Below are 14,449 nucleotides of genomic sequence, written 5' to 3' on the forward strand. Positions count from 1 at the left end.
TCTAAGCTGCAAACTTAGTCAAAAAGCAAATTATAGCGATAGTTTTTTGTGAATATCTTCTACAAATTTCTTGAACTGTTTGTCAGTTGAAACCAAGTTGTCCACTGTTTTGCAGGCGTGTAAAACGGTGGCGTGATCTCTGTCGCCAATTTGGGAACCAATGTTGGCTAAAGAGGATTTGGTAAATTTCTTAGCAAAAAACATAGCCAACTGACGGGCTTGTACCACGTGACGTTTTCTGGTTTTAGATTGTAAAGTGTCAATATCTAACTGGAAATAATCAGAAACTACTTTTTGAATGTAGTCAATGGAGATTTCTCGTTTCACATTTTTAACAAATTTCTCTACTACACTTTTAGCCAAATCTAAAGTCACTTCCTTTTTGTTGAAAGACGACTGGGCAATCAATGAAATGATGGCACCTTCCAATTCTCTAACATTAGATTTAATGTTTCGAGCCACATATTCTACAATTTCTTCCGGCATTTCGACACCGTCTCTGTAGAGAATGTTTTTTAGGATTGAAATTCGGGTTTCGTAATCCGGTTGGTGTAACTCAGCGGATAATCCCCATTTGAAACGAGACAACAAACGTTGTTCGATATCTTGCATATCAACAGGAGCTTTGTCCGAAGTAAGGATTACTTGTTTTCCATTTTGATGTAAATAATTAAAGATATGGAAGAAAACATCCTGCGTTCCTGATTTTCCGGAAAGGAATTGAACGTCATCAATAATTAATACATCAATCAGTTGGTAGAAGTGAATAAAATCATTTCTGTTATTTTTCTTAACTGAGTCAATATATTGTTGCGTGAAGACTTCAGCGGAAATATACAATACGGTTTTTTCAGGATATTTGTCTTTAATTTCAACACCAATCGCATGTGCCAAATGGGTTTTTCCTAAACCAACACCACCAAAAATCAATAGTGGGTTGAATGATGTTCCTCCCGGTTTGTTAGCCACAGCCATACCTGCTGAGCGCGCTAAACGGTTAGAATCACCCTCAAGGAAATTGTCAAAACTGTAATTCGGATTTAATTGGGACTCAATTTTCAAGTTTCTGATGCCCGGAATAACAAACGGATTCTTAAGTTCCGGATTCAGGTTTTTGAACGGAGCATCAACATCTTGTGATTTTATCGGACTGCGGTGTGCACTTGGCAATTGTTCCGTAAACGGTTGTTTATTGCCATAAGTGTTTTCCATTTTGATTTTATAGAGTAACTTTGCGTTTTTACCAAGTTCTTTAGTTAACGCCACTTTCAATAATTTAACATAATGTTCTTCCAACCATTCGTAAAAAAATTTGCTTGGAACCTGAATGTAAAGTGCATTGTCAGTAAGTTCGACTGATTTAATCGGCTCAAACCAAGTTTTAAAAGCTTGCTCTTGAATATTGTCTTTTATGAATAAAAGACAGTTTTCCCATACCGATTGCGCAGTTTTGCTCATATTTTGTTTAAAATTATTGTAATTACTTATAGGTTTTTTAGACAGGAAAATTGGTGAAAACAGTCCTGTTTTTCGGGATAACAAATATGTGAATAAAATTCGTTAAAAAAAATTTATATCGTATTGATTTTTTAAAAATATTGTCGTAAAGAGATTTTAAAAACTAGATTAACTGCTTAAAAAGATAGATGAAAGAACACAAGATTCAAGTTAGAGTTCGGTACTCAGAAACCGACCAGATGAGTGTGGTTTACCACGGAAATTATGTGCCCTATTTTGAGATGGGACGCGTTGAATGGCTTAGAAACAAAGGGATTTCGTATAAATCACTTGAAGAAAGCGGGATTGCGCTTCCAATTGTGTCCATGACGATAAATTACAAAAAACCAGCACGTTATGATGACTTACTTACAGTCATAACGAAGTTTAAAAGTCAGTCCTCAGTTAAGATAGAATTTGATTGTGAAATTCGCAACGAAAACGATGAGTTATTAACAACTGCACATTTTTTGTTGGTTTTTGTAGATATAAATTTGGGTAAACCTATTGCGCCGCCAAAATACATTTTGGATATAATGGAAAACTAAAAACGGCTATAGTTTTTTTATTTCAATTTCAAACAAATTGGTGAAAATGTCGAATATCATATCGGCATTTTTTTTTCGTGTGGCAATTTCAATTTCACAGCTTTCGTTCATTTGTTGGGAAATGATTTCCAGGTTTTTTTCTTTGATTACCCGCATCACTTTATTCATGTTTTTGTAATCAAATAAAAGCTGAAAGTGAATGTCGATGGTTTTTTCAATTATATCCGCTTCTTCCAAAGCCAATTGTGCTGCAGTCCTGTAAGCTGAGATTAATCCGCCGACACCCAATTTTATACCACCAAAAAATCGAACCACCACTACTAAAACATTGGTCAGAGCAAAAGATTGAATTTGGCCGTAAATCGGCATACCGGCTGAATTGCTTGGTTCGCCGTCATCGTTGGTACGGTATTGAATAGTGTCGGTCCCGAGTTGAAAGGCGTAGCAAAAATGAACGGCGCCGAAATGCTGTTTTCTTAATTTCTCTAAATGTGATTTGATTTCTTCTTCAGAAGTTACCGGAAAGGCATAGCCAAAGAATTTACTGTTTTTTTCTTTAAACAGTATTTCAGGTGAAGGTTGCGTTAAGGTTTTATAGGTGTCGTTTGAATTCAAAACTTAAAAAGGCAGCTGCTTTTGGTCAAACAAATGTATAACATCATCAGTGCCAACCTGCAAATTCCATACATGCAAACCCAAACTTTCTGCTACATCAGTGTTGGATTTTTTATCATCTACAAACAAAGTTCGTTTGGGTGATAAATCGTGTTTGCGGATTAGGGCATTAAAAATTTCGGGATCGGGTTTACGCATGCCCATTTCGTAGGAGTAGTATACTTTTTCAAAACAACGATAAAAATCACTGTAAAAGCTCATGCCGACTTTATGTTCAAATCGACTGATGTGTATGGAGTCGGTATTCGTTAAAAGGAATAATCGGTATTTGGCAGAAAGCAATTGTAGAAATTCTAATCGGTGCAATGGGAAATCACCAATAGAGGCATTCCAAGCATGGCGAACATCGTGAATTGTGGCATTGGGAATGTATTTAAAAAAAGTTTCGATGAATTGCATTTCTGAAATCTTCCCTTTTTCAAATAAATCATTAACTGCCAACAAATCTTCGTTAGGACCATTCAAACCTAATTTTTTAAACGCTTCAATCGAGGCTTCCTTCTCAAGATCAATGAAAACATCTCCAAAATCGAAAATTATCGTATTAATCATGGTTGGTGTAAAGTTTAAGTTGGTCTTCTTTTAGTTGCCTTATTTTCGGAATCCCATTTATTACAGGAGCTTTTACTCCGTTATTAAATGAAACAGTCCCGATAAAAACTCTAGCTTCATCCCAAAGATTTGCCTCTATAAAACTTTGTAAGGTTTGTCTGCCTCCTTCGATAATTACAGATTGTATACCGTATTTATATGAAATATCGGCAATTTTTTTGGTTAGCTGGATATCAAAGATAACACTTTCAGCTATACCATTTTCACTAAATGTTAAATTTTCTTGCTCGGTAATGACGATTGTTTTGGTTTTTTTGTCCATCACATGAAAGTCATTTGTGATTTTACCGCTGCGGTCTAAAACTATTCGAATCGGATTTTCACCCTTCCAATCGCGCACATCTAATTTTGGATTGTCATCTAAAACCGTTTGTGTTCCGACCAAAATGGCTTGTTCTTCACTTCGCCATTTATGAACCAATTGACGTGAAAAAACATTGGAAATCCATACCGGTTCTTGTTTCTCTTTTGTCAAAGGCGCTATAAATCCGTCAAGACTTTCAGCCCATTTTAATATAATGTAGGGGCGTTTTTTGTTGTGAAAAGTAAAAAAGCGTTTGTTCAGTTCGTTGCATTCCTTCTCTAAAATACCAACCGTAACATGGTGGCCGTTTTCCAAAAGTCTCTTAATTCCGGTGCCGGCTACTTTGCTGTTGGGGTCAACGGTGCCTACGACAACATTCGGAATTTTATGCTTAATAATCAAATCGCAGCAAGGAGGTGTTTTACCAAAATGACTGCAAGGTTCCAACGAAACATAAATGGTGGCTTTTGATAATATGGACTTGTCTTTTACTGAATTTATGGCCTTGACTTCCGCATGGGGTTCGCCGGCTTTTCGATGCCAGCCTTCACCAATAATTTTTCCGTCATACACAATTACACTGCCTACCAAAGGGTTAGGATAGGTAGTACCTAAGCCATTTTTGGCCAATTGAATGCAACGCTTTATGTAAAATTCTTCCGTTGATTTCATTTTTGTCTAAGGTCGTCAGGAACGCTTTTGAAGTTATTGTTATAAATCTTGTTAGTCGTTGGCGTTTCATGTATCTTCACCTCACAAAAATAAGACATTACTTTTAGAATGGGCAGCATACAAATCAGAGAAATTCAAAAGACTGATAATCCCCAAATTGCAACGGTAATAAGGGAAGTTTTTATAGTTGATAATTATCCCAAAACCGGGACTGCTTTTGCGGATAGTCAATTGGATTTTATGTTTGAAACCTACGACCAACCTCGGGCCGCTTATTTTGTGGTGGAAGAAAATGGTAAAATTATAGGTGGAGGCGGAGTGAGTCAATTAGAAAATTCTACCGAAAATATATGCGAATTACAAAAAATGTATTTTTTACAAGAAGCTCGTGGTAAAGGATTAGGCTTGCAAATGATAGAAAAATGTTTGGCCAAAGCCACGGAATTCGGCTATGAAAAATGCTATCTCGAAACCTTGCCCGAAATGATAGCTGCACAAAATTTATACAAAAAAGTTGGTTTTGAATACCTTTGCGAACCGATGGGCGCAACCGGTCATACCACTTGCCCGGTTTGGATGCTAAAGAATTTATAAATGCTACTTAAAAATTACAAAACTACTTTTCTTCAGGAACTTTCTTCATTATATGACGAAAAGGAAATAGATAGCTTTTTTTATCTGGTGTTGGAAAGTTTTCATCACATCAAAAGAATCGATTTAGCACTCAATCCTCAGATGGAAATGGATGACACACAGTTATTGCGCTGGGAAAGTGTTTTAGCCGAATTGAAAAAATACAAACCCATTCAATATATTTTAGGAACCACCGAGTTTTATGGCTTACCCTTTTTAGTCAATGAAAATGTACTTATTCCAAGACCGGAAACCGAAGAATTGGTTGAATTGATTTTATCAGATAACCAACTCCGCGCCGCTGTCAATCCACTCCGAATTCTGGATATCGGAACGGGTAGTGGTTGTATTCCCATTGCTTTAAAAAAGAATTTGCCGAATGCTGAAGTTTATGCGATTGATGTTTCGGAAAAGGCTTTGGCTACAGCCCAAAAAAATGCAGAACTCAATGATGTGAAAGTGACTTTTATGTTGCAAAACATTTTGGAAACCGAAGACTTAGATCAGTCATTTGACATTATAGTTTCCAATCCGCCCTATGTTCGAAATTTGGAAAAAGCCGAAATTAATCCTAATGTTTTGGATTATGAACCGCATTTGGCCTTATTTGTGGAAGACGATGATGCCTTGCTTTTTTACCGAAAAATTGCCCGATTAGCCAAGAAGAATTTAAATCCGAACGGACAATTGTATTTTGAAATCAATCAGTATCTGGGAAAAGAAACCGTCGAATTACTTCAGGATTTAGGGTTCAAAACTGTTGAACTTCACCAAGATATTTATGGGAATGACCGAATGATAAGTTGTACTTATTCGTAGCGAAGAGCTTCAATAGGATCGAGTTGTGACGCTTTTATGGCCGGGTACGAACCGGAAACCACTGCTACAATAAAAGTAGTAATCACCGCCGCCATAATGGCCAGCCACGGAATTACAAAACTAAAATCAATGGCAATGGCAATAAAATAACCGGTAATGATTCCGAGTATGATTCCAACTAAGCCGCCAAGCTGCCCTATGATTAAAGTTTCTACAAAAAATTGAAAAGCAATGGTGCTTTTTTTGGCTCCCAATGCTTTTCGAACCCCAATTTCGCGTGTTCTTTCTGTTACAGAAACCAACATAATATTCATCAGCGCAATTGAAGAACCAAAAATGGTAATGATACCAATAATCCATGCGGATATACTTAAAACACCTGTGATTTCGGCAATTTTATTAATCAAATCATCACTTCGGGAAATTCCGAAATTATTTTCTTCTACCGGATTCAGTTTTCTGACTTTACGCATTGTGATAATGGCGTGATCTACTGATTCGTCAAGCAATTCGGTCTTGTCAACCATAGTGCTGATGGTGTAATTGATGTTGGGCATAGAAAACATAGAACGCGCTACCTGAATCGGAATCAGCATACGCAAATCTTGACGATTGCCAAACGAAGAGCCTTTTTCTTTTAAAACTCCAATAACTTTAAATTTAGCTCCTCGAACTGAAATGGTTTTACCAATCGGGTTGACATCTTTCAGTAAACCTTTGGTAGCAAAATCAGAGCCCACGATACAAGAATAAGTGTTGTTTTGAATGTCAAAAGTGTTGAGATTTCGGCCTTGTGTAACTTCTAAACCTGAGTTGACCAAAAAATAATCATCAACTCCCATTACCGTAATTTCCGGATCTGTTTTTTGATTTTCATATTTCACTTCTGCCGTTGAAGTTGCGGTAAATGACAAAGAAGTATGCGTCAGCGGATAATCATACATTTCCTTGAAAGCCTTGGCTTCAGGATAAGAGATGATTGGATTTATCTTTTCTACTTCACCACCGCCATGACGACGATTGGTGTTTGTATATTGATTGATGTTAAAGGTATTAGAACCCATGGAAGCAAAATTGGAAGAGAGTGTGTTTTGCAAAGCAGAAACTACAGTCAGAATCCCGACCAATGCCCAAATTCCCAACGCAATAATTAAAATGGTAAGAATGGTACGCAGCAATTGCGTTCGTATCGAACCGGTGGCAATTTTTATGTTTTCTCTGAATAATCCAATCATGACGGCAATTTGACACGAAATTACGGTTTTTGTTACAAGAATAGTTATTTTAAATCCATAAAAAAATAGATATTTGCAGGGTGATTCAGGATTTGCTAAATCAAGCCTATCCCTAAATCCTAATTCCTAAATCCTTAATCAAAAATGGCACAAAAACCAGGTATCCCTAAAGGCACTCGAGATTTTTCACCCGCTGAGGTTTCTAAACGTAACTACATTATGGCTGTGATGCGATCGCATTTTGAGAAATTTGGTTACCAACCCATAGAAACGCCATCGTTTGAAAACTCCGAAACCCTAATGGGGAAATACGGCGAAGAAGGAGACAGATTGATTTTTAAGATATTGAATTCGGGAGATTATTTAGATAAAGTTCCGGCTGAGGAATTACAGACCATAAATTACAAAAAACTGACCGGAAAGATTTCCGAAAAAGCTCTGCGTTATGATTTAACTGTGCCGTTTGCGCGTTATGTAGTGCAACACCAAGGCGAGATTGAGTTTCCGTTTAAGCGCTACCAAATACAACCGGTTTGGCGTGCTGACCGTCCGCAAAAAGGGCGTTTCCGTGAGTTTTATCAATGTGATGCTGATGTTGTTGGGTCGACTTCATTATGGCAGGAAGTAGAGTTGGTTCAATTATACGATTCGGTTTTTGCTGCATTGGGGTTGAACGGGGTTACTATTAAAATCAACAACCGCAAAATATTATCCGGAATTGCTGAGGTGATTGGCGCTTCGGATAAACTGATTGACTTTACTGTAGCTTTAGATAAACTCGACAAAATAGGAGAGGACGGCGTTAAGAAAGAAATGTTGGAAAAAGGAATTTCCGAAAGTGCTTTGCAAAAAGTACAACCGTTATTTCACTTCTCCGGAACGATACACGAGAAACTAGAGCAACTATCAAGCTTGCTTTCCGCTTCCGAAGAAGGAAAAAAAGGCATCGAGGAACTGCGTTTTATTTGTGACCACGTAACCAAACTTGGATTGCAAAAAGCGCATTTAGATTTAGATGTGACTTTAGCCCGCGGATTGAATTACTATACCGGAGCCATTTTTGAAGTGACGGCTCCTGAAGGTGTTGCCATGGGCTCTATTGGCGGCGGTGGAAGATACGATGATTTGACCGGAATTTTTGGATTGAAAAATATGAGCGGTGTAGGGATTTCTTTTGGCTTAGACCGAATTTACTTGGTCTTGGAAGAACTGAATCTTTTCCCCGATACCGTTACGACTTCCACCAAAGTGTTGTTTTTGAATTTTGGTGAATCCCAAGCTTTTGATGCGATGAAAGTCATTACTCAGTTGCGCAACCACAATATCAAATCCGAACTTTATCCGGATGCGGCTAAAATAGACAAACAGTTTAAACATGCTGAGCGCAGGATGATACCCTTCGTTGTTAAAGAAATCGATGGGATTTAGTCACGCTGAAAGACTTAAATACAGGTGAACAAAAGCAACTGTCTTTAAAAGCAATGATTGAGAAACTGGCTTAAGATTTAAAAGATACCCATAAAAAAAACTCCCAAACCAGTGGGAGTTTTTCATTTCAAAACAATATTTAATTAACTAGAATTTTTTTGCTGAGGTCACCGTTGTCGGTGATTACTTTTACAATATAGGCTCCGGTGGTCAAGTTGTTGGTTGGGAGTTCTATATGAGTTTGGTCCTGATCGGCTACGCTCCAAGCTACAATTTCTTGCCCTAATAAATTATAAAGCAGCACCGATTTTACTTCGGTTTCCTTCAGGTTGTTATTGATGGTAATCATTTTGGCAGCAGTAGCATTGGTCACGGTTATTGCATCATCCATACGGTTGTGGTTACCATTACCGTTTTCTTTTTTGAAGCGTAATGAGAAACGGTTTTCTATAGTGCCTGCAGGTAAAGCAATAACGAAAGGCTCTGATTTGATATTGTTGTATTTTTTAGTCACATTGTCATAGATAAAGAATTTTTGATTTGGTTGAAAGTTTTCTTTGGCATCAAGCGTGAAAGATACCCAGCCGGCAGAAGCATTTTTAATTCCTAACGGATAAATATTATCGTTATCAAAATAGCTTTCTCCCTGAATGTTTAATTGGGCAGTGCCATTAACGAAATACATATCATTAGTTAAATTTTCAATACTCACCGCGTCGTAGCCAACGTCAATTCCGGATGTGGCATGTTCATTCATAAAACCTAATAAAATTTGACGGTGAAAATTATCACTCGAAGTAAAGCCCAATCTCAATTTCATGAACTCTTCTTCTTCGGTATAATCATCTTCATCATTGTTATGGTTTTTGTTTTTTCGGCTGACCGTTGGATTAGCCGTTCTAAATAAAGTATTGGATTGCGAGTCTTCTTCTTTTACAAAACTTCTTTGGCTGTTATTGAAGGTTATGGTTCCTCCCGTGGCCGAGCCGGTTACAAAAAATCCTTCTCCAACAGGGATAAATCTTCCCGGCGTTTTGCTGCTCGACCCCAATCCGCTGACTCCCGCAGGAGCAACCGGAGGTGTACCGCCAACTAAGTTTCTAGTGGCATAACCCCCTTGGTATTGAATGGTAACATGCGAACTATTGGTGCTGTAATGTTCCCAAAAATAAAGGGTGCCGGTAATAGCAGTCGAGTTCTCGGTTATAAAAGCATTGGCGTCAATCGCCGAAGCATAGGGATTACCACACAGAATTAAATTATTGGCCGAAACGCTCGAAGTAACTGTTCCGTTATTAGGTTTGCCGACAAAAGTGTAATTTTGATTAGATGATAAGGCATTGCTTCCTTTCAAAGTATAGCCTTGTCCGGCAAGCAGGGTGCCATTTGGTCCTACAGAAGCCCAGTTGGAATAACTATTGTTGAGGTTTTGGAATTTAAAAATCCAATAGCTGCTCAACATAATCGGGTTGGTGGCTGTGCTGTTAAGGTCACTAGTCCAAAGCAAGTTCTGAATATTGTCTACATCGGTACCGTCTTTCATAACATCGGCCACTGTAAAACCGTGATTGATAGTGGAGTTGTTCAGGGTGCTTACCGGAGATGACCAATAATTGTAATTAAATTTGTTGGATTGTCCTTGTTGGTCGCGTTCAATAGAGCCCGAACTGGTTACATCCAAATCACTTTCGGTGGTTTGTACCAATTGTGATTTTCCTTTTAAATCGATTTTACCATTTAGTAATAAGTACCAATCATTCTGAATTTTGGTATCATTGCTCATGTTTACCGTTACTCCCGAATCGAGTAACATGCCTAAATCAACATTATTGGCAGTTTCGTCAATGTCGTGTTTTACTTGAACGATAGACCAATCTTGTTCCATAATATCCAATCCGCGAATATCTTTGGTTGGGCTGTTGGCCGCAGTAGCAAAGTTTCCGGTTCGTTCGGTCAGGAATGGCATGGGTGCTTGCTGTACGTAAATGTTTTTGTGATTGTACATTTTCATTCCGGTGCCGATATCTACGGTTGGAGTAGTTAAATCGTCAACAATGTCGTCTTTATAAGTATCCATTCTGAAATACCCTAACAAATTGGCAAAAGGTAAGGAACCTACGTCTTTCGGAATAATAGCACCTCTTACCTGAGAACTGTTATTCTGAATTTCCTGATACACCATTCTTTGCAATTGGGTGTCGGTTAAGGCCACATTAAAGACTCTCACTTCATCAATTTTTCCTTTGAAATATTTATCTGTTCCGTTAGGGTTTCTGCCCAAAGTCAGTTTAGTAGCATCAGCTGCAATACTTCCGGAAAGCGATTGCGTGGCCACTAAATTTCCGTTGAGGTATAATTTTAAAGAACCATCGCCATAAATAGCAGCCACATGATACCATTGCGAAGTGTTTAGAACAGTATCGTATGTAAGGGTAGTTCCGTTTACTACAGCTGTTAACTTTTTAATGCTGTTAATTTTTAGTTGAAATTTATCTTGACCTACAACCACGCCTTCCGAGCTGAAAGCACTGTTTAGGTCAATCCATGCCATCAGGGAAGCCGTGGATAATCCACCTAAAATGGCTGTCTTTTCGGCATAATCATTTCTTCCGTCAAAATCTAAAAGCAGTTTTCTGTTTAAATCTCTTGGTGAACCATAAATCGTTATGCTGGTATCAAAAGCGTCTAAAATTCCGTCTCGATCTGCATCTGTTGTGCCATCAATAATACCATCATAATTAGTGTCTAAACTGGCATATAATGTGGTGGAAATATCATTCACTCCGGGTTTTGACATGGTGTTTAAATAATCAGGATTTTCAGCTCCATAGGAATTCACAGGCGTTGTTTTTCCTGAATTTCCATACCCATTTACTACATCAAAAATACCAACGATACCATCGGCATCCGGGTCGCTTCCTTCGCCTTCACCATCGCCGTTTACATCGCCATCCCCGTTGTATAAACCGGCTTCATCTACATCAAAACGAGCATCATTATCTGAATCCAAATCGATGTAATTAGGAACCGCATCGCCATCAAAATTAGCCGGCATGTGAGTGTTGTACCAAGCCTGAACGGTATCGTGCCAGCCATCACCATCCGCATCTATCCATACTGAAGGCGATAAATCCATTCGGTCTTTGCCATTGCTTAAACTGGCCCAACCATCTTCAATAATGCCACCAATTCCATCATTATCGGAATCTAAATCATAAGCATCACCAATGCCATCTTGGTCCGTGTCGGTAATGGTTTGTATGATTTTAATATCGTCTAAGGCTAAGTCATTTCCCAAACCTCCGGGCTGGTTGTTTTTGAAAACAATGGAAAAACCAGTTGTAGTAGGAGTAAAGGAGGCTGAAAATTGGTACCAATCACCGGTTGCATTGCCTACAGCTGTAGGTGCTATATTTCCGGTATTTAGCGTGCTTATCAAATTGTTGCTCAAATCACGGAATTCTACCGTAAGATTTGGACGGTTTCGCGTGGCAATTCCGGGAGCATCTGTGCGGTCTAAATTTAAAACATAAAAACTGTACGTTAGCGGAGCATTGGTAATTACACCTTGAATAGTAGTTCTGTAAAACTCATCCGTAATGTTATTGGTTGCATTAAATAATGCCATTCGGCCATTAGTGTCAGAAGGGGTATGGTCAGGACCTTGATACCAATAGGTTGGTGCCCATGAGGCGACAGCTGTGGTTCCGGCGATATTATTTACGGTATATTGTCCGTCATTTAAATCTAAAACGGTATCACATTCATCTGAATTCTGAGTCGTTGTTCCGTCTTCATAACAATACGTTGTAGAAGCGGTAGGAACGAAAGAATAAATACGGGTTCTTCCTGCGCCAGCGCCAAACGTTTCATTGAGCAATGTAATGTTTACCTGCGAACTTAATACCGAACCTGAAGCGTAGCTTTGCTCAATGTTATCCGGAATTCCATCGTTATCGTCATCATTGTCAATATTGTTAAAAACGCCGTCACCATCACTGTCAATGAAAGTTTGTACAGCAGTGGCCGTTACTCTGAAGGTGTATGGATTTTTTCCTGCTCCGCTGTCATTATTGGCTATGCTGATATCGGCTGTTTTTATACCGGTAACGGTTGGCGAAAAACTAACGGTAAAACTAACAGCATTATTTTGTTGGACGGGAGTAGTGGGTTGAACACTTATTGTAAAATCACTGCTTCCTGAAATTGTTACCAAAGGGGCTCCGGTTAGATTTAAATTCATATTACCACTGTTTTCAATGGTGTATACTCGGGTAATTGGCGAATAAATATTGGTTGAATTGAAGTCGGTCCAGTCCGTAATGGTTGGAGTAGTGTCTCCATCACTTATGGCAGCATTATTTCCTTTAACAGTCATTGAAGGCGCCACACCGGTTCCTTGAATTTTGAAATCATATGGATTCTCATTACTGTCATTATTGATTATAGAAATGGTAACGCTTCTGGTTCCGGCGGCACTTGGTGTAAAAGTTACAGTGAATGTGGTACTATTTCCCGGTGTTACCGTTGCACTCGGAGCAGTAGTTACAGCAAAATCTCCGGGATTGGTGCCGCTTAACGAGATTGTTCCAAGTGTTAAATCGGTGGTTCCGGTGTTGTATATGGTAAATGTTCTGGTGGTATTGGTAGAGCTGAAATCTGTCCAATCTGTAGTGGAAGCTGTTGTGTCGCCATCAACAATAGTAACAGCATTTCCTTTGATATCAATCTCCTGTTCCAGTCCGGTTCCTTGTATAGAAAAATCATAAGGATTCTCATCCGTGTCACCATTTACAATTGAAAAAGTAGCACTCCGGGTTCCGCCGGCACTTGGATCAAATGAAATGGTGAAAGTAGTATTTCCACCGGCAACAATAGTAGCATTTGGATTTGTTATGATACTGAAATCTGAGGCATTGGCTCCACTAAGTGTAATGGCACCAATGGATAAAGGCAAGGTTCCTGTATTTTGAATGGTAAATGTTTTTGTTATAGTTCCCGTTACTACTGCTATTGAACCAAAATCAGTTGCATCAGTAGTAGAAGGCGTTATATCTCCATCGTTAATTGAAATAGCATTGCCTGTGATATTAATCTCCGGTTCATCCCAACTTATAATTACTAGTCCGTTGGCACCACTTCCGCCATTTCTTGTACTGCTGGAAGTTCGTAATGCTCCGCCTCCGCCTCCGCCCAAACCGGTAGCTGTAGTTCCGTTACCTTGTGAGCTGTTTCTTCCGCTTCCACCGTTTCCGCCACCTGTTGGGGCTGTTGCTCCGGTAAAAGAGGTAGCTGTATTTCCTGCTTGAGCCGTTCCAGCAGATGAACCGCCACCGCCACCATAACTTCCGTTAGAACCATTGGCTCCGTTTCCACCATTATAAGAAACAAAAGAAGTACACGGAATACAAGCTACAGTTGCTAAACCTCCAATAGCCCCAACAGAAGTGTTATCGGCCGCGCTTGAGCCTCCTTTAGCTATAATCGTTGTATTAGTACTAAACCAAGAGTCACCGCCGGCAGCTGTTGTAGTGCTTCCTGCTCCAACAGTCACGGTATAATTGTTTGCGGGAGTTACGGTTAAGATCCCTTTCATATAGGCTCCGCCACCGCCACCAGCACCGCCAATGTTCGTAGTTAGCGTACTCCCTCTTCCGCCACCGCCCCAAGTTTCTACAGTGAGTTGGGTTACTCCTGCGGGAACCGTAAAGGTACCTGTGCTTGTAAATGTTTGCGATTTGTTTTGACTGTAACCCGTACTTGACACTAGGATTACTCCAAAAAAGGCATAGTAGGTTTGTAATTTAAGTAATAAATTCTTCATAGCTTGGGGCTTTAGTTTGTGATTTATTATTTAAATGAAGTTTAAAATTCCCTTCAAATTTTTAATATTTCAAAGCTAAAGTTTTTCATTTTAATCATCGATAAAGAGATTTATATAATCGATTAAATACAGTTAAATTTAATTTATATCAATAAAAGGATTACATATTTTTAAATTCTTGATACATGAGTTGTCTAAATAA

At 38.8% G+C, this 14,449-nt stretch carries 9 protein-coding genes and 1 pseudogene; 4 read left to right on the forward strand and 6 right to left on the reverse strand.

The features are described 5' to 3' along the window. Window positions 1–30 precede the first annotated feature (30 nt). The gene (gene dnaA, locus GUU89_RS07545; protein ID WP_162127342.1) at window positions 31–1,458 is read right to left on the reverse strand and encodes a chromosomal replication initiator protein DnaA; all 1,428 of its coding nucleotides are present in this window, start codon (window positions 1,456–1,458) and stop codon (window positions 31–33) included. Window positions 1,459–1,646: 188 nt separating this feature from the next. Here dnaA and GUU89_RS07550 point away from each other — a divergent pair, with 188 nt between their 5' ends. Next, complete coding sequence (locus tag GUU89_RS07550) at window positions 1,647–2,045, forward strand: acyl-CoA thioesterase (RefSeq protein WP_162127343.1); 399 nt, start codon at window positions 1,647–1,649, stop codon at window positions 2,043–2,045. A gap of 6 nt (window positions 2,046–2,051) precedes the next feature. On the opposite strand, the gene GUU89_RS07555 is transcribed toward GUU89_RS07550, so the two are convergent. Genes GUU89_RS07555 through ribD form a run of 3 tightly spaced genes read right to left on the reverse strand, consistent with a single transcriptional unit; the run spans window position 2,052 to window position 4,308 of the window. Beyond that, window positions 2,052–2,660, reverse strand: coding sequence for an IMPACT family protein (locus GUU89_RS07555; protein ID WP_162127344.1), 609 nt, complete (start codon window positions 2,658–2,660; stop codon window positions 2,052–2,054). A 3-nt stretch (window positions 2,661–2,663) separates the two neighbouring features. Continuing rightward, the gene (locus GUU89_RS07560; RefSeq protein ID WP_162127345.1) at window positions 2,664–3,272 is read right to left on the reverse strand and encodes an HAD family hydrolase; all 609 of its coding nucleotides are present in this window, start codon (window positions 3,270–3,272) and stop codon (window positions 2,664–2,666) included. Continuing rightward, a complete protein-coding gene (gene ribD / locus GUU89_RS07565) occupies window positions 3,265–4,308 on the reverse strand; it encodes a bifunctional diaminohydroxyphosphoribosylaminopyrimidine deaminase/5-amino-6-(5-phosphoribosylamino)uracil reductase RibD (protein ID WP_162127346.1) in 1,044 nt (347 codons plus the stop codon). The genes GUU89_RS07560 and ribD overlap by 8 nt, the downstream gene beginning before the upstream one ends. A 108-nt stretch (window positions 4,309–4,416) precedes the next feature. Here ribD and GUU89_RS07570 point away from each other — a divergent pair, with 108 nt between their 5' ends. Next, window positions 4,417–4,902: a GNAT family N-acetyltransferase gene (locus GUU89_RS07570; protein ID WP_162127347.1), complete on the forward strand. Its 486-nt coding sequence runs from the start codon at window positions 4,417–4,419 to the stop codon at window positions 4,900–4,902. Next, complete coding sequence (gene prmC, locus GUU89_RS07575; RefSeq protein ID WP_162127348.1) at window positions 4,903–5,760, forward strand: peptide chain release factor N(5)-glutamine methyltransferase; 858 nt, start codon at window positions 4,903–4,905, stop codon at window positions 5,758–5,760. Here the strand turns inward: prmC and GUU89_RS07580 are convergent. Further along, window positions 5,751–6,995 carry an ABC transporter permease gene (locus GUU89_RS07580; RefSeq protein ID WP_162127349.1) on the reverse strand — a complete coding sequence of 415 codons (1,245 nt, stop codon included), beginning with the start codon at window positions 6,993–6,995 and terminating at the stop codon, window positions 5,751–5,753. The genes prmC and GUU89_RS07580 overlap by 10 nt on opposite strands. A gap of 144 nt (window positions 6,996–7,139) precedes the next feature. Here GUU89_RS07580 and hisS point away from each other — a divergent pair. Next, a pseudogene (hisS, locus tag GUU89_RS07585) lies at window positions 7,140–8,497 on the forward strand (histidine--tRNA ligase). A 65-nt stretch (window positions 8,498–8,562) separates the two neighbouring features. Here hisS and GUU89_RS07590 read toward each other — a convergent pair. Next, window positions 8,563–14,247, reverse strand: coding sequence for a choice-of-anchor D domain-containing protein (locus GUU89_RS07590; protein WP_162127350.1), 5,685 nt, complete (start codon window positions 14,245–14,247; stop codon window positions 8,563–8,565). Window positions 14,248–14,449: the final 202 nt, after the last annotated feature.

Source organism: Flavobacterium phycosphaerae (assembly GCF_010119235.1).
GTDB classification, from domain to species: Bacteria; Bacteroidota; Bacteroidia; order Flavobacteriales; family Flavobacteriaceae; genus Flavobacterium; species Flavobacterium phycosphaerae.

Excerpts from the sequence above, each read along its gene's own strand:
- GUU89_RS07550 (WP_162127343.1), top strand. The coding sequence starts at position 1,647 with ATGAAAGAACACAAGATTCAAGTTAGAGTTCGGTACTCAGAAACCGAC.
- GUU89_RS07570 (WP_162127347.1), top strand. The coding sequence starts at position 4,417 with ATGGGCAGCATACAAATCAGAGAAATTCAAAAGACTGATAATCCCCAA.
- dnaA (WP_162127342.1), bottom strand. The coding sequence starts at position 1,458 with ATGAGCAAAACTGCGCAATCGGTATGGGAAAACTGTCTTTTATTCATA.
- ribD (WP_162127346.1), bottom strand. The coding sequence starts at position 4,308 with ATGAAATCAACGGAAGAATTTTACATAAAGCGTTGCATTCAATTGGCC.
- GUU89_RS07590 (WP_162127350.1), bottom strand. The coding sequence starts at position 14,247 with ATGAAGAATTTATTACTTAAATTACAAACCTACTATGCCTTTTTTGGA.
- prmC (WP_162127348.1), top strand. The coding sequence starts at position 4,903 with ATGCTACTTAAAAATTACAAAACTACTTTTCTTCAGGAACTTTCTTCA.
- GUU89_RS07560 (WP_162127345.1), bottom strand. The coding sequence starts at position 3,272 with ATGATTAATACGATAATTTTCGATTTTGGAGATGTTTTCATTGATCTT.
- GUU89_RS07580 (WP_162127349.1), bottom strand. The coding sequence starts at position 6,995 with ATGATTGGATTATTCAGAGAAAACATAAAAATTGCCACCGGTTCGATA.